Annotated in this window: 11 protein-coding genes; 2 read left to right on the forward strand and 9 right to left on the reverse strand. The window is 70.1% G+C overall.

Translation table 11 applies throughout. The features are described 5' to 3' along the window. Positions 1 to 173: 173 nt before the first annotated feature. The gene (locus NUG20_RS12000; protein ID WP_263394710.1) at positions 174 to 593 is read right to left on the reverse strand and encodes a hypothetical protein; all 420 of its coding nucleotides are present in this window, start codon (positions 591 to 593) and stop codon (positions 174 to 176) included. Positions 594 to 734: 141 nt separating this feature from the next. On the opposite strand from NUG20_RS12000, the gene NUG20_RS12005 reads away from it, so the two are divergent. After that, on the forward strand, positions 735 to 1,589 hold the full coding sequence (locus NUG20_RS12005) for a tetratricopeptide repeat protein (protein WP_263394711.1): 855 nt from the start codon (positions 735 to 737) through the stop codon (positions 1,587 to 1,589). Positions 1,590 to 1,966: 377 nt separating this feature from the next. Here the strand turns inward: NUG20_RS12005 and NUG20_RS12010 are convergent, their stop codons facing one another. From NUG20_RS12010 to ligA, 6 genes are all read right to left on the reverse strand, one after another. Then, entirely contained in the window at positions 1,967 to 4,444 is a 2,478-nt protein-coding gene (locus NUG20_RS12010) for a membrane-bound PQQ-dependent dehydrogenase, glucose/quinate/shikimate family (RefSeq protein WP_263394712.1), read from the reverse strand. A 648-nt stretch (positions 4,445 to 5,092) separates the two neighbouring features. Further along, a complete protein-coding gene (gene gyrA, locus NUG20_RS12015) occupies positions 5,093 to 7,933 on the reverse strand; it encodes a DNA gyrase subunit A (RefSeq protein ID WP_263394713.1) in 2,841 nt (946 codons plus the stop codon). Between the two features lie 211 nt (positions 7,934 to 8,144). Further along, the gene (gene mtnA, locus NUG20_RS12020) at positions 8,145 to 9,209 is read right to left on the reverse strand and encodes an S-methyl-5-thioribose-1-phosphate isomerase (protein WP_263394714.1); all 1,065 of its coding nucleotides are present in this window, start codon (positions 9,207 to 9,209) and stop codon (positions 8,145 to 8,147) included. A 143-nt stretch (positions 9,210 to 9,352) separates the two neighbouring features. Further along, positions 9,353 to 10,060 (reverse strand): DUF3011 domain-containing protein, encoded by a 708-nt coding sequence (locus tag NUG20_RS12025; RefSeq protein ID WP_263394715.1) that lies wholly within the window; start codon positions 10,058 to 10,060, stop codon positions 9,353 to 9,355. A gap of 132 nt (positions 10,061 to 10,192) precedes the next feature. Beyond that, positions 10,193 to 11,152 (reverse strand): EF-P lysine aminoacylase EpmA, encoded by a 960-nt coding sequence (gene epmA / locus NUG20_RS12030; RefSeq protein WP_263394716.1) that lies wholly within the window; start codon positions 11,150 to 11,152, stop codon positions 10,193 to 10,195. Positions 11,153 to 11,192: 40 nt separating this feature from the next. Beyond that, positions 11,193 to 13,709 carry an NAD-dependent DNA ligase LigA gene (gene ligA / locus NUG20_RS12035; RefSeq protein ID WP_263394717.1) on the reverse strand — a complete coding sequence of 839 codons (2,517 nt, stop codon included), beginning with the start codon at positions 13,707 to 13,709 and terminating at the stop codon, positions 11,193 to 11,195. A 481-nt stretch (positions 13,710 to 14,190) separates the two neighbouring features. Between ligA and NUG20_RS12040 the strand changes: the two genes are divergently transcribed. Continuing rightward, the gene (locus NUG20_RS12040) at positions 14,191 to 15,312 is read left to right on the forward strand and encodes a pyridoxal phosphate-dependent aminotransferase (protein ID WP_263394718.1); all 1,122 of its coding nucleotides are present in this window, start codon (positions 14,191 to 14,193) and stop codon (positions 15,310 to 15,312) included. 218 nt (positions 15,313 to 15,530) lie between these two features. Here the strand turns inward: NUG20_RS12040 and zipA are convergent, their stop codons facing one another. Next, positions 15,531 to 16,274, reverse strand: coding sequence for a cell division protein ZipA (gene zipA / locus NUG20_RS12045; RefSeq protein ID WP_263394719.1), 744 nt, complete (start codon positions 16,272 to 16,274; stop codon positions 15,531 to 15,533). 58 nt (positions 16,275 to 16,332) lie between these two features. Beyond that, the gene (smc, locus tag NUG20_RS12050; protein WP_263394720.1) at positions 16,333 to 19,836 is read right to left on the reverse strand and encodes a chromosome segregation protein SMC; all 3,504 of its coding nucleotides are present in this window, start codon (positions 19,834 to 19,836) and stop codon (positions 16,333 to 16,335) included. Between the last annotated feature and the right edge of the window lie 13 nt (positions 19,837 to 19,849).

Consider the following 19,849-nt stretch of genomic DNA (forward strand, 5'->3'; position numbering starts at 1 on the left):
TTCCGCCAGGTCAAGGCCGACGGCGGCTCCTTGCGATTGCGTCGCCGTCCTCGCCTCACCACGCATCCGGATGTGCGCGGAGAAACAGCCGCGGTGCGGCCTGTTGATGCAGGCCACGACCGACACCGGAAAACCCGACGCGCTACCGTTGCCGCTTGCCGCCGCTGCCGCAGCTAATGCGAACGCGCGCTGCGCTTGCTGGCCGCGCCACGCGGGCGCCGCGCAACGGCGGTCTTCTTCGCCGCCCGCTTGGCGGTCTTGGGCGCGGCGGCACGCTTGCGCGGCGCAGCGTGTGGCGCGGGTTGCAGGCCGAGCTTGACCAGCACCGGCTGCAGCCGCGCCTCGACCTCGGCGCTCAACGGCTGCACCTGGCCGCGCAGCGCCGCGGCGCCCTCGCGCACGCTGGCTTCGGCACCGTCGGCCAGCTGCGCCACCAGCGCCTTGAGGGTATTCGCGCCGATCGCGGCATCGGCCGCGGCGGCCAGCGCACGCTTGCGGGTCAGCGACACCAGGCCCAGGCCGGCCAGCCACAGGTGCCGTGGCGCCAGCGTGTCGGAACGGTGTGCGGAGGTGGAACGCTTCTTCGTCGCCATCGCAGGTCTCCCGGGTGCCGACAGCGGCACCGATGCGACGCATGCTGGCGGCAGCGGCTTGAGCAAACACACTATCCGCAGTGCAGCTTGCCAGGCGGCCATGGCGGCGCCATGCTCGGCGCGACTACAGGGAGGCCACGCATGGCAGCAAAACCGACCGCATGGGCGCCGTTTCCGCACGACGCCAAGGCCTACGCCTACCCGGGCGAGGCGTTGAAGAAGGCCTGGCCGAAGCTGCACGCCGGCGACTGCGAACCGTACCCGGACCCGGCGCGCGCGCAGGCGCTGCTGGACGCCGCCGGCAAGGCCGGAAAAGGCCACGACGCACAGACACTGTCGGCGGCCCTGATCGAGGCCTGGCGCGCCTTCCACCAGGGCCAGTTCCAGCAGGCCTACACCGCCGGGCAGGCGCTGGGCGTGTTCGGCGCCTCGGTCGCGGTCAAGGCGCTCGGCATCCATGCCGGCTATCTGGTCGAGGACGAGAAGGAACAACTGCAGCGCCTGCAGCAGGCCGCGACGCTGGCCGAAGCGGCGATCGCCGCGCTGCCGGACGAAGCCAACAGCCACTACCGCCACGCCTTCGCGCTGGGCCGCTACAGCCAGGGGCTGAGCATCGTCAAGGCGCTCAAGCAAGGCATCGCCGGCAAGGTGCGGCAATCGCTGGAGACCACGCTGGAACTGCAGCCCAAGCACGCCGAGGCGCACATGGCGCTGGCGCTGTACCACGCCGAGATCATCGGCAAGGTCGGCGCGATGATCGGCGGACTGACCTACGGCGCCAAGGCCGCGACCGCCGAGCAGCACATCCAGCAGGCGCTGAAGCTGGCGCCGGACACGCCGATCGCGCATGTCGAACACGCCAACGTGCTGTTGCTGCTGCACGGCGACAAGCGCGAGGACGCGGCCGCCGGCGCATTCGAGAAGGCGGCCAAGCTCAAGCCGCGCGATGCGATGGAAGCATTGGACGCGGCATTCGCGCGCGAGCAGCTGGAGTAGCGCGACACCGGAGATCGGCCGCCGCGGTTCGCGTGTGGGTACACCTGTGGGAGCGACTTCAGTCGCGACGGGCGCTATCGGTAAAGCCCGTCGCGACTGAAGTCGCTCACACAACGCTATCGGTTACCGTGAGTATCCGATCGGAACGCTGCAACGGCGCACGCCGACTCGCGCTTTCCATGCGCTTCGACACAGCGGAGTAGCGCGGCACCGGAGATGGACCGCCGCCGTTCGCGTGCAGGTACACCTGTGGGAGCGACTTCAGTCGCGACAGGCACTACTTCCCTGCCACACATGGCCCGCCGCCGCGCATCGCGACACGAGCTGCGCGGCGGCGGGACCGACCCCGCACGCCGCGCACACTGCCTTGGCGCCGGTTACGACGTCGGCAACGCATAGGCGATCACGTAGTCGCCCTTCTTGGTTTCCATGAAGTGGTGGCCGCCGGCCACGATCACCAGGTATTCGCGGCCGTCGACCGCATAGAGCATCGGCGTGGCCTGGCCGCCGGCCGGCAGCTTGGCCTCCCAGACGCGCTTGCCGGTGGCCAGGTCGATCGCGCGGATCATGTCGTCGGTAGTCGCGGCGATGAAGATCAGGCCGCTGGCGCTGACCACCGCGCCGCCGTTGTTCGGCGTGCCGATCTCGATCGGCAGGCCGGAGTGGATGCCGAACGGGCCATTGCCGCGGGCGCTGCCCAGCGGGCGATCCCACAGGGTCTTGCCGCTGGCCAGGTCGATCGCGCGGATGCCGCCGTACGGCGGTTGCTTGCACAGCAGGCCGGTGAACGGCAGGCGCCAGCCGGCGTTGACGTTGATCGCGTATGGCGTTCCCGCCTGCGGATCGCCCGCGCCTTCCGCACCGCCGGCGTCGCCGCGCACCTGGTCGCGCGGCGCCCAGCCGAGCTTGTCGGCCTTGGCCCGCGGCACCAGCCGGTTGTAGTTCGGCATGTCGTTGTAGTTGGCCACGATCACCCCCCGCTGCGGATCCACCGCCACGCTGCCCCAGTCCGAGCCGCCGTTGTAGCCGGGATATTCGATCGAGTGGCGATCGGCCTCCGGCGGGGTGTAGATGCCCTTGTAGCTGGCGCTGCGGAACTGGATGCGGCACACCAACTGGTCGATCGGGGTGATGCCCCACATGTCGCGCTCGGTCAGGTCCGGCTTGCGCAGCGTGTGATACAGCGAGAACGGCTGGGTCTTGGCGCGGCGCTGCGGTTCGACGCCGCCGCCGGGCACCGGGCGCTCCTCGGCCCCGACCAGCGGTTGGCCGCTGCGCCGGTCGAGCACGTAGATCTCGCCCTGCTTGCTCGGCAGGATCACCGCCGGCACCTTGCCGCCGCCGTGCGGGAAATCCACCAGCGTCGGCTGCGAGCCCAGGTCGTAGTCCCAGACGTCGATGTGCGTGGTCTGGAAGTTCCACACCGGCTTGCCGGTGGTGACGTCCAGCGCCACCAGCGAGGTTGCGTACTTGTCCTCGGGCGCGGTGCGCGAGCTGCTCCAGTAGTCGGCCGTGGAGTTCCCCATCGGCAGGTAGACGTAGCCGAGTTGCTCGTCGCCGGCCGCGGACGTCCACATGTTCGGCGTGCCGCGGGTCCAACTCTGCCCCGGCGGCGGTGCGCCGTTCCATTGCGGATGGGTCATGTCCCAGGCCCAGCGCAGCTCGCCGGTCACCGCATCGAAGCCCTGGATCACGCCCGACGGTTCGTAGCGCTGCTGCCCGTCCAGCACCTGGTGGCCGGTGACGACCACGCCGCGGACGATGGTCGGCGGCGAGTTGATCGACACGTAGCCCGGCGGCGTGTCGCCCATGCCGGCGGTGATGTCGACCTGGCCGTGCGTGCCGAAGTCCTCGCACGGCTTGCCGCTGGCGGCGTCGACCGCGATCAGGCGGCCATCCAGGGTGCCTTCGATGATGCGGCGGCGGCAGGCACGCTGGTCGGCGGACAGCGCGACCGGCGCCGCCGTGCCGTCTGGCGCGGGCGCCGACGACGCGTTCGCCGCGTCCGGCACCTCGTAGTAGCTGACCCCTCGGCAGGCGGCGGTGTACGGAATCGACTTGTCCGCGACCTTCGGATCGTAGCGCCAGCGCTGCCGCCCGTTGCGCGCGTCCAACGCGATCAGCTGGTTGCGCGCGGTGCACAGATACAGGCTGTCGCCGATCTTCAGCGGCGTGGTTTCCGCGCCCCAGCGCTTGGCCGGCAAGTCGCCGGTGCGGAAGGTCCAGGCGGCCTGCAGCTGCGCCACGTTGCCGGGGGTGATCTGGCGCAGCGGGCTGTAGCGGCTGCCGGCGTTGTCGCGGCCGTAGGCGGCCCAGTCGGCGTCGGCCGGCGCCTCGGCCGGCTGCGCGCCGGCACGCGGTGTGGTGACCGCCGCCGCCATGCCGGCGGCGTGCGCGAGCAGGCCGTCGGCTTCGGTCACGCCATACGGCACGAAGGCCAGGGCGAAGGCGACCACGAACACCAGCGCCAGCGCGCCGGCGAGGGCGCGCGACACGCCGCGCGAGACCGGGCGGTCCAGCCGCGGCAGCAGCAGCGCCAGCAGCAGGCCCAGGAACACCATCAGGCCCATGCGCGGCACCCAGCGCCAATAGTCGGCGCCGGATTCCCACCCCGCCCACAGCAGCGACAGCACGAAGGTCGCCGCGAACCACGTTGCGCCGCTGCGCCGGCCGCGCGCCAGCAGCACGCCCGACAGCAGCAGGCAGAGCCCGCCGACCAGGTAATACCAGGAGCCGCCCAGTGCCAGCAGCCACGCGCCGCCGGCGGCCAGCGCCAGGCCGATCAGCGCGCAGGCGCCGCCCAGGAGCCGTAGCGGCCAAACGCCGCGATGCTCCGTTCGATCAAGATTGTTCATTGCCGTTCCTCGCAGGAAAAACCGCCGCGCGGAGCATCCGCTGCGGCCGGGCGCGATGCGCCGCACACCGTTATCCCAAGCCGGCGGTGAACGGAGCGCGTTCTATCGCTGTGGGCGATGGCACGTACTGTTGCTATGCAGTGCTTGCGTAGCAGCTGGTCCCAGTTCCCCTTCTCCCGCTGGGAGAAGGTGCCCCGAAGGGGCGGATGAGGGTACGGGCGAAGCAGCGTGCAGTCGGGCAGCGCGAGGCTTCGCGCCGTACCCTCACCCCAACCCCTCTCCCGGGGGGAGAGGGGCTTGCCCCCATCGCATCGGCAACGCTGCGGCTGGTCGCAGTTGCCTTCTCCCGTCGGGACCATGGGCCCCTTGCGCGAGGAGAGCGCCCCGAAGGAGAGGATGAGGGTGCGGGCGAAGCAACGCGCAGCCGGGCAGCGCGAGCTTCGCGCCGTACCCTCACCCCAACCCCTCTCCGAGGGGAGAGGGGCTTTGGTTCCGCTGCGTGCTTTCCATCGTGCGCGCCGCGGCGATGTCTGCGACATGGCATGCGTGCCCACATTGCGTGGCGGCGGTCGGCATTGCCGCGCTTGCGCGCCGCAAACGACGACGCCGGCATTGCGCCGGCGTCGTCCTGTCCCGCTCGGGCCCGACTCAGTCCTGCGACGGCAACTCGCTGGCGACTTCGACGCTGCCTTCCTCGCCGGCGATCGGATCGACCGGCTCTTCCTCGGCCAGCGACCCATCCAGGCGTTCCACCGCCTGCAGCTTCTCGCCCTTGGACAGGCGGATCAGGGTCACGCCCTGGGTGTTGCGGCCGACGCGGGAGATCTCCGAGGCGCGGGTGCGCACCAGGGTGCCGCCATCGGAGATCAGCAACACCTCGTCCTTGGTGCTCAGCAGCACCGCGCCGACCAGCTTGCCGTTGCGCTCGCTGGTCTGGATGCCGATCACGCCCTGCGTGCCGCGGCCCTTGCGCGGGTACTCGGCCAACGGGGTGCGCTTGCCGTAGCCGTTCTCGGTGGCGGTGAGGATGTAGGCATCGGGCTCGTCGCCGTTGCGCACCACGGCCTCGGCCTCGACGTCGGCCTCCGTTTCCGGCGCCGTCTCGATGTCCTCGGCATCCTCGTCCTGGCCCTCGGCCGGCTCGGCCACGATCAGGCTGACCACGTATTCGCTCTTGGCCAGGCGGATGCCGCGCACGCCGCGGCTGCTGCGGCCGGTCGGCTTGACCCCGCCGCGGCTCTTGCGGCGCGGGCTGCGCGCGTCGTCGCCGTCCTCGACGGCCTCGGCCAGCGCGACCTCATCGTCGCCGTTGTCCTCGCCCGTGCCCTCGTCGATGGCGCCGTCCTCGGCCTCGTCGTCCTTGGGCCGTTCGGAGAAGCGCACGGTCTTGCCGTTGGAGGCGAACAGCAGCACATCGCGCTCGCCATCGGTCAGGCCCACGCCGACCAGGGCGTCGCCCTCGTCGAGGTTGATCGCGATCTTGCCGGCCTTGCGCTGGAACGCGAAGTCGCTGAGCGGGGTCTTCTTGACCATGCCGTTGCGGGTGGCGAAGAACACGTAGCGGCCGCCGGCATAGTCGCGCACCGGCAGCACCGCCTGCACGCGCTCGCCGTTCTCCAGCGGGATCCAGTTGATGATCGGGCGGCCGCGCGCGTTCGGACCGGCCTCCGGCAACTGGTACACCGGCAGCGCGAACACCTTGCCGCTGCTGGTGAAGGTCAGCAGCGTGTCGTGGGTGTTGACCAGCCACAGCTGGTCGATGAAATCCTCTTCCTTGGTCGCCGCCGCGCTGCGGCCGCGGCCGCCGCGGCGCTGCGCGCGGTACGCGCTGACCGGCTGGCGCTTGGCGTAGCCGGCATGCGACAGCGTCACCACCACGTCTTCCGGCGCGATCAGGTCGAGGATGTCGAGGTCTTCCTCGCTGTGGCGGATCTCGGTGCGGCGCGCATCGCCGTATTCCTCGCGGATGCTGATGAGCTCCTCGCGGATCACCTGCAGCAGCACGTCGGGGTTTTCCAGGATCCGGATCAGCCCGGCGATCGCCTCCAGCAGTTGCTTGTATTCCTCGGTCAGGCGCTCCTGCTCCAGCCCGGTCAGGCGGTGCAGGCGCATTTCCAGGATCTGCGAGGCCTGTACGTCGGTCAGCTGGTAGCCGTCGGCGAGCAGGCCCACGCCGGCCGGCAGGTCTTCCGGCTGCGAGGCATCGGCGCCGGCGGCGCCGAGCAGCGCGCCGACCAGGCCCGCGTCCCAGCGCCTGGCCAGCATGCGCTCGCGCGCCTCGGTCGGGTTGGCCGAGGTCTTGATCAGCTCGATCATCTCGTCGATGTTGGCCAGCGCGACGGTCAGGCCTTCGAGGATGTGCGCGCGTGCGCGCGCCTTGCGCAGTTCGAAGATGGTGCGGCGGGTGACCACTTCGCGGCGGTGGCGGACGAACGCCTCCAGCATCTGCTTGAGGTTCAGCAACTGCGGGCGGCCATCGACCAGCGCCACCATGTTGATGCCGAACACCGACTCCATCTGGGTCTGCTGGTACAGGTTGTTCAGCACCACATCGGCGGCTTCGCCGCGCTTGATCTCGATGTAGATGCGCATGCCGTCCTTGTCGGACTCGTCGCGCAGTTCGCTGATGCCTTCGAGCTTCTTTTCCTTGACCAGCTCGGCGATCTTCTCGATCAGCCGCGCCTTGTTGACCTGGTACGGGATCTCGTTGACCACGATCGCTTCGCGGCCGTTGTCCTGGATCTCGATCTCGGCCTTGGCACGCATGCGCACGCGGCCGCGGCCGGTGCGGTAGCCGGCGACGATGCCGCTGGTGCCGTTGACGATGCCGGCGGTGGGGAAATCCGGGCCGGGGATGTATTCCATCAGCCCGTCGACGTCGATCTGCGGGTTGTCGATCAGCGCCAGGCAGGCATTGATCGATTCGGTCAGGTTGTGCGGCGGGATGTTGGTCGCCATGCCCACCGCGATGCCGGCCGAGCCGTTGACCAGCAGGCTCGGGAACCGGGTCGGCATGACCGTCGGTTCCAGTTCCTTCTCGTCGTAGTTGGGCTGGAAATCGACGGTTTCCTTGTCGATGTCGGCCATCATTTCGTGGGCCAGGCGTGACATGCGCGCCTCGGTGTAGCGCATCGCCGCCGCCGAGTCGCCGTCGACCGAGCCGAAGTTGCCCTGCCCGTCCACCATCAGATAGCGCAGCGAGAACGGCTGCGCCATGCGCACCAGCGTGTCGTACACCGACTGGTCGCCGTGCGGGTGGTACTTGCCGATGACGTCGCCGACGATACGCGCCGACTTGTAGTAGGGCTTGTTGCTGTGCGCGCCCAGCTCGTTCATCGCGAACAACACGCGGCGATGCACCGGCTTGAGGCCGTCGCGCGCATCCGGGAGGGCACGCCCCACGATCACGCTCATCGCGTAATCGAGGTAGCTCTTGCGCATCTCGTCTTCCAGGTTGACCTGGATGATTTCCTTGGCGGATTCTGCCATTCGGGTTCCGTAAGTCTGGTGGCTAATCGACCAGGACGCCGGCCCGCGGCAAGCGGGCCTGCCGGCGCCGGAAATCTACGGCGCGCAGCGGTCGATCGAACCGCCGGATTCTATCATGACAGGCGCGCGAATGCCCGGTTTTTGCCGGCCCGAACAAGCACTTGCGTGGATTTGCGGGGCCGTGCAGGGGGTCTGGCGCGGTTGCCGCGGCTCAGCCGCCGAACGCGGCGCGCATGCGCTCGGGATCCGGCCGCTCGATCACCCCGCGCTCGGTGACGATGGCATCGATCAGATCGGCCGGGGTCACGTCGAACACCGGGTTCCAGGCGGCGATGCCGTCGGCCACGGTGCGCACCCCGCCCACCCCGAACAGCTCGCCCGGGTCGCGCTGCTCGATCTCGATCTGCGCGCCGTCGGCGGTGTCCATGTCCACGGTGGACGACGGCGCCACCACCATGAACTTGACGCCGTGGTGGCGCGCAGCGATCGCCAGCTGGTAGGTGCCGATCTTGTTGGCGGTGTCGCCGTTGGCGCAGATGCGGTCGGCGCCGACGATCACCCACTGCACCACGCCGGTCTTCATCAGGTGCGAGGCCGCCGAATCGGCGATCAGGGTCGCGTCGATGCCGTCCTGCTGCAGTTCCCACACGGTCAGCCGCGCGCCCTGCAGCCACGGCCGGGTCTCGCCGGCGAACACCTTGGCGATGCGGCCCTGGGCCATGCCGGCGCGGATCACGCCCAGCGCGGTGCCGAAGCCGGCGGTGGCCAGCGAGCCGGTGTTGCAGTGGGTCAGCACGCCGCTGCCGGGCGCGATCAGGCCAGCGCCGAGCGCACCCATGTGGCGGTTGGCGGCCAGGTCTTCCTCGGCGATGGCCTGCGCCTCGCGGGCGATCGCCTCGCGCCAGTCGGTGCCGGCCGCGGCCAGCGCCTTGCGCATGCGCATCAGCGCCCAGGCCAGGTTGACCGCGGTGGGACGCGCCGCATTGAGCCGCTGCAGCGCCGGTTCCAGCTTGGCCAGGGCCTGCGCGCCGTCGTCGGCCTGCACGTCGCGCGCGGCCAGCACCACGCCCCAGCCGGCGGCGATGCCGATCGCCGGCGCACCGCGCACCGCCAGGGTGTGGATCGCGGCGGCGACCTGGTCGCTGTCGGTGCATTGCACGTGCTCGACCACGAACGGCAGCTTGCGCTGGTCCAGCAGCTCCAGCGCGTCGCCGGTCCACAGGATCGGGCGGATATGGTCGTAGCGGGCGTAGTCGATATCGAGGGCGGCGTTCATCGGGCTATTGTAAACGGCCCGGGATTGGGGATGACCAGCCATACGGCTGTGGAAAAGCGGGGATTCGCAAATGTGACGCGAACCGGCGGCCTAGGACCCTCGCCTGAGCCCCGGCGGCGCGTCGGCAAACCGCGGCGACCTGCTCAGTTGACGCTGAATTCGGCGCGACAGCCCTTGTCGACCCAGATGCCGTCGCGGTCCCAGCCCCAGCTGTCGTCCTGCACGCATGCGGTGCCGGACAGCTGCCGGCGCAGTTGCACGCCGCTGTGGATGCTGACCCCGCAGCGGCGCCGCGAGCGCCCCTTGGATTCGCACAGCACCGGACGCGCGCCGACCGGGAAGCCGGAGCCGTCGCTGGCGCCGATCTCGAATTCGCCGCGGCAACCGCGCGACACCCAGATCTCGTTGCGGCGCACGCCCCAGCTGCGCTCCTCGCGGCACGGCACCGAGGACAACTGGCGCATCAGCCGCACCGGCGCGCCGCGCAGCATCACCGGGCAGCTTTCGACCCGGCCATCGGATTCGCAGCGCAACACGCGGCGCATCGCGCTGCGCGTGGGTTCGGGCGGATTGGAACGGAATTCGGCGCGACAGCCCAGCGTCACCCACACGCCGGTGCCGTCCGAGCCCCATTCGCTGCCGCGGATGCAATCGTTGTCGGACAGTTGCCGGACCAGTTCCACACCCTGCCCGGTCGGCATCGGGCAATGCACCCAGCCCATGTCGCGCGATTCGCAGCGCACCACCGCGGCCGCGTAGGCGTCGGGCACCTGCGCCGGCGTCGCCGCCGGCCATGCCGCGACGGCCAATCCCAGCCAACACCAGCTGCCGAGCCCGTACGACCACTTCATGCTTGGCGCTGCCCCCATGCGTAGAACCTGAACAACGAGACCACTCCACCGCGCATCGACCGCATGCTTGGCTGGATCAAACCATCATCGGCATCGACAAAGCAAGGAAATGCTTGCTGAACGCTTCGCGGTTCAGGCTCGCGCGAAATCGTAGGCGAGCACGTCGCCGATCGATGCCGTGCCGCGCATCGCCATCAGCAGGCGATCCACGCCGACGGCCACGCCGGCGCAATCGGGCAGCGCCGGCAAGGCCTGCAGCAAACGCTCGTCCAGCGGCGGCAGCACCGCACCGCGCGCGCTGCGCAACGCGTGATCGCGCAGGAAGCGGCGGCGCTGCTCGGCGGCGTCGTTGAGTTCGTGGTAACCGTTGGCCAGCTCGTAGCTGCCCAGGTACAACTCGAAACGCTCGGCCACCGGCGGTTGCGCGTCGCGGATGCGCGCCAGCGCGCACTGCGTGGCCGGCCAGTCGTGGACCACGGTGATGCGATCGGCCGGAAATGCGGATTGCAGGCGGTGGGTCATCAGCAGATCGAGCCAGTCGTCGCGGGTGAGTCCCGCCGGGTCGATGCGCACGTCGCGCAACGGCTGCTGCAATGCCTCCAGCGGCGCCAGGAACGGATCCAGCTCCAGCGCCTGCAGGAACAGTTGCCGGTAGGTGACCACGTGCAGCGTCGCCGTGCGCGCGACCAGCGCCAGCGCCTCGCGCACCAGCGCCACGGTCTCGTCCACCAATTGCAAATGGTTCCAGCCGACCCGGTACCACTCCAGCATGGTGAACTCGGGGTTGTGGCGGCCGCCGGCCTCGCCGTTGCGGAACACCCGGCCCAGTTCGTAGCAGTCGCCGACGCCGGCGGCCAGCAGCCGTTTCAGCGGATATTCGGGCGAGGTGCGCAGCCAGCGCAGCGCTGGACCGGCATCGACATGACCGCTGAAGCGGGTCTGGAAACTGTCGATGTTGGGCTCGGTGTTGCCGGCCGCCGACAGCATCGGCGTCTCCACCTCGAGCACCTCGCGCGCGGCGAAGAAGGCGCGGATGCGCGCGTTGAGCGCGGCGCGCAGGCGCAGCGCGGCCAGGTCCACGGCATCGCTCATCGCAGCGATCCGCTCGCGCGCGCCGCGTCCGGCGCCCGGCTCATCCCTGCCCCTCGTGCTCGCCGAGCAAGGCCAGCAGCTGCGCCTCGTCCCACACCGCAACGCCCAGCTCCTGCGCCTTGTCCAGCTTGGAGCCGGCCTCGGCGCCGGCGACGACGAACGTGGTCTTCTTCGACACGCTGCCGGCGACCTTCGCGCCCAGCGCCTCCAGCCGCGCCTTGGCCGCATCGCGGCTGAGTTGCTGCAGGGTGCCGGTCAGCACCACGGTCTGCCCGTCCAGCGGCGCGGCGCGGCGCTCGGCCTGCGCCGGCGCCGCATCGAGCAGGCGCCGCATCGCCGCATCGGCCTCGCGCAACGCACGCAGCCGCGCGTCATCTGCGAGATACGCGGCGAGATTGGCCGCACCCGCCGTCGACAGCCCGGCGCCGGTCCAGCCGCTTTCGTTGGCGCGCAGCAGCGCGTCGAGCGTGCCGTAGGTCGACGCCAATCGCTGCGCGCTCTTGCCGCCGAGTTTGTCCACCGGCAGCGTGGTCAGCAGGTGCGCCAGGTCGAGGCGCTCGCGCAGTTCCGCCGGCGGCGCGCCCTCGTCGGCGAAGCGGATGCCGGCCTGGATCAACGCATCGACCACCGCGGCGTTGCCGGGCTGCTCGAAGAACGTGGCGATCGAGCGCGCGACCTCGCCGCCGATGTCGGGCAGCGCCTGCAGCAGCACCGCCGGCGTGCTGCGCACGAACTCCAGCGAGCCCAGCCAGTGCGCCAACGCCTTGGCGGTGGTCTCGCCCAAATGCGGAATGCCCAGCGCGAACAGGAAGCGCGGCAAGGTGGTGTTGCGGCTGGCGTCGATGCCGGCGACCAGGTTTTCCGCCCATTTCGTCGCCAGCTTGCCGCCCAGGTCCACGGCCAGGTGCGCGCGCAGGAACTCGGCGCGCGTCCAGTCCGGCGTTTCCTGCGCGAGCGCCTGCTGCCCCTGCGCATCCAAAGCCAGCGCGCCCTTGCTGTCGGCGACCGCCTGCGCCAGGTCGGCCGCGGTCGCCGCATCCAGCGCGGCCTTCATCCGCACCAGGTCTTCGACGCTCAGCGCGTACAGGTCGGCCAGCGAATGCACGAAGCCGAACTCGACCAGCGCATCGGCCTGGCGATCGCCCAGACCCTCGATGTCCAGCGCCCGGCGCGAGGCGAAGTGGCGCACCGCCTCCTTGCGCTGCGCCGCGCAGGCCAGTCCGCCGCTGCAGCGCCAGGCCACCGCATCCTCTTCCTTGACCAGCTCCGAGCCGCACACCGGGCACGTAGCCGGCATCGTCCACGGCACCGTGCCGGCCGGCCGCCGCTCTTCGATGACCCGCACCACCTCGGGAATCACGTCGCCGGCGCGGCGCACGATCACGGTGTCGCCTTCGCGCGCATCCAGCCGCGCGATCTGGTCGGCGTTGTGCAAGGTCGCGTTGGTGACGGTGACGCCGGCCACCTGCACCGGCTCCAGCCGCGCCACCGGCGTGACCGCGCCGGTACGGCCGATCTGCACTTCGATCGCACGCAACACGGTGGACTGCTCCTGCGCCGGGAACTTGTGCGCCAGCGCCCAGCGCGGCGCGCGCGAGACGAAGCCCATCGCCGCCTGCTGGTCGTAGTCGTCGAGCTTGTAGACCACGCCGTCGATGTCGTACGGCAGGCTGTCGCGCTTGGCGCCGATACGGCGGAAATACGCGATCAGGCCGTCGAAGCCGGTGGCGGTGGCGACCTCGGGCGCCACCGGGAAGCCGAAGCGGCGCAGCAGCTCCAGCGTCTGCGAATGGGTCTCGGGCAGTTCCAGGCCGCGCACCTCGCCCACCGAATAGGCGAAGAACGCCAGCGGCCGCCGCCGGGTGACCGCCGGATCCAGTTGCCGCAGCGAACCGGCCGCACCGTTGCGCGGGTTGGCGAGCAGCTTCTCGTTGCGCTCCAGCGCCTTCGCGTTCCAGGCGGCGAACGCCGCGCGCGGCATGTAGATCTCGCCACGCACTTCCAGCACGGCCGGCAACGGCGTGCCGGTCGCGCGCAGCTTCAGCGGCACCGACCGCACCTGGCGCAGGTTGGCGGTGACGTCCTCGCCGGTGCTGCCGTCGCCGCGGGTGGCGCCCTGCACGAACACGCCTTCCTCGTAGCGCAGGCTGATCGCCAGGCCGTCCAGCTTCGGCTCGACCGAGAACACCGGTGCGGCCAGTTCCAGCTCGCGCTCGATGCGCCGCTCGAAATCGGCGACCTCGGCGAAGCGGGTGCGATCGTCGGCGTCGTCGGCCACGCCCGCGGTCTCGAACGCGTTGGCCAGCGACAGCATCGGGATCGCGTGGCGCACTTCCGGAAAGCCGCCGTCGGGACGCGCGCCGACCGTACGGGTCGGCGAGTCGTCGCGCGCCAGCTGCGGATGCTCGGCTTCCAGCGCCTCCAACTCGCGCATCAACGCGTCGTACTCGGCATCGGTGATCGACGGATCGTCGTGCACGTAGTAGCGATCGTTGGCGTCTTCGATGCGCTGGCGCAACGCGGCGACGCGCTGCTGGAGATCGGATGAAGCGGTCATGCGCGGCCGGGACAGGTGACTGAGAGGGGAGCGATAGTAACTGCGTGCCTGGCAAGGGGAAATGTTGGGCGGGGCCGGGATTCGGGATTGGGATTCGGGATTGCAAGCTCCTGAACGATGTCGAGATCACTCCCTTCTCCCCTCGGGACTCACGGCCCCCTTTTTGGGGGAAGGTGCCCCGAAGGGGCGGATGAGGGTAAGCCTGCCGCCGAACGTCCTGCGTTCATGGACGGCCGTACCCTCACCCCAACCCCTCTCCCGGTGGGAGAGGGGCTAAGCGGACACTCCGCACTACCCGCACCTTCTCCACTCCCCGACCCCATTTCCCATCCGACCCGGAGTCCTGCGGTTCCGCCCCATCGAATCCCGAACCCCTGCATCTCCGAATCCCCAATCCCAATCCCGGCCACAAGCCTTGCCCCAACGTTAAGGGAACGTTAGCTTTGCGTTCCTGTTTCGACGTTCCGCCTGGAGAAGTGCCGTGTCGTTACCCGTTTCACGCCGTTCCTTCCTTTCCCTCGCCACCTCGGGCCTGGCCGTCGGCGCCCTGGGCCTGGCGCCCGGCGTGGAGGCGGCAAAGCGCAAGGCGGCGGCCGCGGCTCCGGGCGTGGCGCCGGCCGTCGGCCCGGTCTACCTTAATTTCAACGAATGCCCGCTGGGGCCCTCCCCGGCCGCGCTGGACGCCGTGCAGACGATCCTGCCGCGCGCCGGCCGCTACCTGTTCGAGCTGCCCAACGACCTGATCGCGCTGTTCGCCGGCGAGCACCAGTTGCCCAGCAACCACATCGCGGTCTACCCCGGTTCCAGCGATCCGCTCAACCGCGCCGCGCGCGCATTCACCTCGGCACGCGCCGGCGTGGTGGTGGCCGACCCGACCTTCGAGGCGGTGGCCGACGTCGCCGCCGCCAACGGCGCCCCGGTGCGGCGGGTGCCGCTGCGCGCCGATGGCGGGCACGACGTCAAGGCCATGGCCAGCGCCGATCCGAACGCCGGGCTGATCTACCTGTGCAACCCGAACAACCCGACCGGCTCGATCACCGCGCGCGCCGACATCGAATGGCTGCTGGCCAACAAGCCCGCCTCCAGCGTGCTGCTGGTCGACGAGGCCTACATCCACTACAGCGAGCAGCCGTCGGTGGTCGATCTGATCGGCCAGCGCCAGGACCTGCTGGTGCTGCGCACCTTCTCCAAGCTGTACGGCATGGCCGGATTGCGCCTGGGCCTGGCGGTGGCCTCGCCGGGATTGCTGACCAAGCTCGCCGCGTTCGGCGAGAACCCGGTCGCGGTGACCGCGGTCGCCGCCGGCATCGCCAGCCTGCGCGACGTGCAACTGGTGCCGGCACGGCGCGCCGAGAACGCGCGCATCCGCAACGAGACCATCGCCTGGCTGCAGAGCAAGGGCCACAAATGCCTGCCGTCGCAGTCCAACTGCTTCATGGTCGACGTCAAGCGCGACGGCAAGGCCTTCGCCGCGGCGATGGCCAAGCAAGGCGTGATGGTCGGCCGCAACTGGCCGATCTGGCCGAAGCTGGTGCGCATCACCGTCGGCACCGAAGCGGAGATGCTGCGGTTCCGCGAGGCGTTCTTGAAAGCGCGCAAGTAGCGGGCTTGGGATTGGGGAGTTGGGATTGGGGATTCGTAAAAGCTGACTCCGCCGCTAACCTCATCGGCCGGTAACCTCCTCGGCTCCCGTACCCTCATCCGCCCCTTCGGGGCACCTTCCCCCCAAAAGGGGGCCGTGAGTCCCGCAGGGAGAAGGGAGACGCCAGCAGATTCGCTTTTACGAATCCCCAATCCCGACTCCCCAATCCCGGCCCACGCTTACCAGCGTGGGGCCTTCGTCAACGGCGGCGCCTGGTGCTGGCGGTCGTAGGCGCGCAGGTCGTCGCGGATGTGGGCGATGCGCTGGCGGCCGAGGGCGTTGCGGCTGTCGTCCAGGACGACGCCGTCGAGCAGTTCGCCCATGCGCTGCACGGTCGGCAGCATTTTTTCCCAGGCGTCGAGCGCGGTCAACGGCGCCGGCAGGGTCAGGAAGAACGCGATCGCCGGGGTCTCCATCTCGCGGATGTGGGCCATGTCGAAGCTGCCTGGCTTCATGATGCTGGCCATGCTGAAGATCGGGCCGCGCTCGGGATGGCCTTCGACCAGGCGGTGGAACACGTTCATGTGGCCGAACACCAGGCCGGTCTTCTCGGCGGCGACCACGATGTCCTCGCCGCGCAGCACCTGGCCGGCGCGCGCAGCGACGTACAGCGAGACGATCTTGTCGAAGTCCTGGCTCGGCCGCTTGCCGAGGTCGGCATTGGCCGATTCGGCGGCGGGCAGGCCCAGCTCGGGCTGGCCAAGGGCGCCGTCCTGCTCGGGTGCGGCGAAGGCGTCGGCCTCGCCGCTTGCGGCGGCGTCGCCGAGCGAAGGCTCGCGGCGCGGCGTCGGCGTGGCCGGATCGGCCGCGTCCACGCGCCGGCCCTGGGTCGGTTTCTTCGGACGACCGAACAGGAAGATCGCCGCGATCAGCAGCAGGCCGGCGGCGAGGATGCCGATGCGTAGCAGTGCCATGTCGGACATTGAGGGGTTACTCCGGCAGGGGTGCGTAGGGGGAAGACAACGTATTTAGCATGTCACGTCAGGCCGCGCCCGCCAAACGCGCGGCTTCCTCGAGATCCACGCTGACCAGGCGGCTGACGCCCGGTTCGCGCATGGTGACGCCGCTGAGCTGGTGCGCCGCTTCCATGGTCGCCTTGTTGTGACTGACGAACAGGAACTGCACCTTCTCGCTCATTTCCTTGACCATCGCCGCCAGGCGGCCGACGTTGGCTTCGTCCAGCGGCGCGTCGACCTCGTCGAGCAGGCAGAACGGCGCCGGATTGAGCTGGAAGATCGCGAACACCAGCGCCACCGCGGTCATCGCCTTCTCGCCGCCGGACAGCAGCGAGATGCTGGACACGCGCTTGCCTGGCGGGCGCGCCATGATCGCCACGCCGGTGTCGAGCAGGTCTTCGCCGGTCAGTTCCAGGTAGGCATGGCCGCCGCCGAACAGGCGCGGATACAGCGCCTGCACGCCGGAATTGACCCGGTCGAAGGTGTCCTTGAAGCGGCCGCGGGTCTCGCGGTCGATCTTGCGGATCGCATCCTCCAGGGTCTCCAGCGCGGTGTTCAGATCGATGTCCTGCGCCTCCAGGTATTCGGCGCGCTGCGCCGCTTCGCCGTATTCGCTGATCGCGGCCAGGTTGACCGGTTCCAGCCTGCGCATGCGCCCATCGATCTGCTGCACCGCCTGCTCCCATTCGGCCGGATCGGCCTGTTCGGGCAGGCCGTTGATCACATCCTCGAGCACGAAGCCGGCCTTGACCACGGCGGCCGACAGCTGCTCGGCGCTGAGCACCAGCGCCTGCTGGTCGAGGCGGCGCTGGGCGATGCGCTCGCGCTGCGCCAGCGCCTGTTCGTCGCGCTGCTGGCGGGTCTGTTCCAGGCCGCGCAATTCGTTGTCGATGCCGTCCAGCAGTGCGCGCGCCTCGCCGAGCGCGCGGTCGGTACGCACGCGTTCGCTGAGCGCGGCCTGATGCTCGGCTTCCAGCGCATGCACCGGCGAATCGCCTTCGTTCAGCTGCGCGCTGAGTTCGCCCAGGCGCGAATCCAGCTGCCCGCGCTGGTTGCCCATGCGCTCCAGCGCCTGGCTCAGCGAGGCGATCTGCGCGCGTTGCGATTCCAGGGTCAGGGCCAGCGCATGCGAGGCCTCGCGTACGCGGCGCGCGGCATCGCGGGCCAGGTCGCGCGCTTCGGTGAACTGGCGGCGCTCGCTCTCCAGCGCGTGCCGGGTGGTTTCCAGGTCGCCCATGCTGGTGACCGCGTCCTCCAGCTTGGAACGCGCCTCGCGCGCCTGCTCGCGGCTGCTGTCCAGGGTTTCCAGCAGTTGCGCGATCTCGGCCTCGATGCGCTCGATGCGGGTGCGCGCCGCGTCCACCTTGCCCTGCTGGCTCTGCAGCTGGCCGGCCAGTTCGGAGACGCTGCGGTGCGCCTGGTACAGCTGGCGCTGTGCTTCCTCGCGTTGCTGTTCGGCGGCCAGCGACTGCTCGCGGAAACTCGCCAGGCGCTGATCCAGCTCCGCCTCGCGGTCCTGCAGCGCGTCGATCTGGCCGCGCAGGTCCTGGATCTCGCGCTCGCGCAGCAACGCGCCCTGCTTGGCCGCGCCGGAGCGCGACACGCGCAGCCAGCCCTCGCCCAGGCGCGCGCCGTCGCGGGTGATGACCGAATCGCCCTCGCCCAGCTGCGGCAGCAGGGCGCGCGCGGCGGCGAGGTCCTCGGCCGCGTGCAGCCGCGACAGCAGCCGGCGGATCGCGATCGGGCCCTGCACCTTGGCGGCGAGCGAGGTCGGCGCGAAGCTGCCAGCCTCCTCGTCGCTGCTGACCAGCGCGATGCGGCCTTCGCCGAGTTCGCCCAGCGCATCGACCAAGGTCTCCGGCGCATCGACCAGCACGCCTTCGATCAGTTGCCCGAGCGCGCCTTCGACCGCGTTTTCCCAGCCGCTTTCCACGCTGATGCGCTCGCCCACGCGCGCCGCCGAATCCAGCCCGCGCGCCTGCAGCCAGGCCACCGCGGCGCCCTGCTCCTGGCCGAGCGCGGCCTGCTGCAGAGTTTCCAGCGACGACAGCCGGCCGCGCGCGGCCTGCGCCTGCTTGCGCACTTCGGCCAATTCCGCCTGCGCGCCGCGCTGCTGTTCCTGCAGTGTGGTCACCGCCTGCTTGCGGGTTTCGACCTGTTCGTTGAGTCCGTCCAGCGCAGCGCGCTGGGTCTCGTGCTGCAGTTCGACCTGCTCGAACGCGGCGGCCAGCGCGTCCAGGTCCAGCCCGGCGCGTTCGGCGACCAGCGCTTCGCGGCGGCGCTCGGCCTCCAGCGATTGCCGGTCCAGGTAATCGACGCGGGTGCGCTCGACCTCGCCGGCGCGCGAGGCCTCGGCGGTGTAACGCTGGTGCGCTTCCCAGCGCTGCTGCCAGTCGGCCAGTCTGGCTTCGGCCTCGCGCAGCGCTTCCTGCTTGTATTCGTTGTCTTCCTGCAGCTGCTCCAGCTGCGGCCCGGCCACGTCCACCGACTCGCGCAGCAGTGCCAGCTTGGCCTCGTCGCCGCTGATGTGCTGGCCGAGCTCGGCCAGCGCCAGCTGCGCTTCGTCGCGCGCCTTGTGCAGGCGCTGCGACAGGTCGCGCTGGTGCTGGATCTGCTGCTCGATGCGCGCCAGGGTGCTGCCGACCTGGTAGACCTCGGCCTGGGCCTTGCTCAGGGCGTCGGCGGCCTCCTCGCGGCGCACGCGGCCGGTCTCGATCCGCGCCTCGGCGTCGCGCTGTTCGGCGATGAACTGCTGCAGCCGCGTCTCTTCCTGGCCCAGCGCCTCGCGCAGGCCCTGCAGCTTGCCGTCCAGGCCGCGGTATTCCAGCGCTTTCCACTGCGCGTCCTTGACCTTGCGTTCCTCCTGCAGCGCCTGGTACTGCTCGGCCTGGCGCGCCTGGCGCTTGAGGTGCTCGAGCTGCTTGCCGATCTCCTCGCGCAGGTCGCCCAGCCGTTCCAGGTTCTCGCGGGTATGGCGGATGCGGGTCTCGGTTTCCTTGCGCCGCTCCTTGTACTTGGAGATGCCGGCGGCTTCCTCCAGGTACACGCGCAGGTCTTCCGGGCGCGCCTCGATGATCTGGCTGATCATGCCCTGCTCGATGATCGAGTAGCTGCGCGGGCCCAGGCCGGTGCCCAGGAACAGGTCGGTGATGTCGCGGCGCCGGCACTTGGTGCCGTTGAGGTAGTAGCTGCTGCTGCCGTCGCGGCTGACCTGGCGCTTGACCGAGATCTCGTTGAACGAGGCGTACTCGCCGGAGATGGTGTGGTCGGCGTTGTCGAAGATCAGCTCCACCGTGGCCTGCGACACCGGCTTGCGCGCCGAGGAGCCGGAGAAGATCACGTCGGTCAGCGAGTCGCCGCGCAGGCGGCTGGCCGAGCTTTCGCCCATCACCCAGCGCACCGCGTCGATGATGTTCGACTTGCCGCAGCCGTTCGGACCGACGATGCCGGTCATGTTGGTCGGCAGGTGCAGCGTGGTCGGATCGACGAAGGACTTGAAGCCGGACAGCTTGATGGTCGACAGGCGCATGGGGCAGCAATCC

This window comes from Xanthomonas sp. CFBP 8443 (genome assembly GCF_025666195.1).
Lineage (GTDB): Bacteria > Pseudomonadota > Gammaproteobacteria > Xanthomonadales > Xanthomonadaceae > Xanthomonas_A.

Excerpts from the sequence above, each read along its gene's own strand:
- NUG20_RS12000 (WP_263394710.1), bottom strand. The coding sequence starts at position 593 with ATGGCGACGAAGAAGCGTTCCACCTCCGCACACCGTTCCGACACGCTG.
- NUG20_RS12005 (WP_263394711.1), top strand. The coding sequence starts at position 735 with ATGGCAGCAAAACCGACCGCATGGGCGCCGTTTCCGCACGACGCCAAG.
- NUG20_RS12010 (WP_263394712.1), bottom strand. The coding sequence starts at position 4,444 with ATGAACAATCTTGATCGAACGGAGCATCGCGGCGTTTGGCCGCTACGG.
- gyrA (WP_263394713.1), bottom strand. The coding sequence starts at position 7,933 with ATGGCAGAATCCGCCAAGGAAATCATCCAGGTCAACCTGGAAGACGAG.
- mtnA (WP_263394714.1), bottom strand. The coding sequence starts at position 9,209 with ATGAACGCCGCCCTCGATATCGACTACGCCCGCTACGACCATATCCGC.
- NUG20_RS12025 (WP_263394715.1), bottom strand. The coding sequence starts at position 10,060 with ATGAAGTGGTCGTACGGGCTCGGCAGCTGGTGTTGGCTGGGATTGGCC.
- epmA (WP_263394716.1), bottom strand. The coding sequence starts at position 11,152 with ATGAGCGATGCCGTGGACCTGGCCGCGCTGCGCCTGCGCGCCGCGCTC.
- ligA (WP_263394717.1), bottom strand. The coding sequence starts at position 13,709 with ATGACCGCTTCATCCGATCTCCAGCAGCGCGTCGCCGCGTTGCGCCAG.
- zipA (WP_263394719.1), bottom strand. The coding sequence starts at position 16,274 with ATGTCCGACATGGCACTGCTACGCATCGGCATCCTCGCCGCCGGCCTG.
- smc (WP_263394720.1), bottom strand. The coding sequence starts at position 19,836 with ATGCGCCTGTCGACCATCAAGCTGTCCGGCTTCAAGTCCTTCGTCGAT.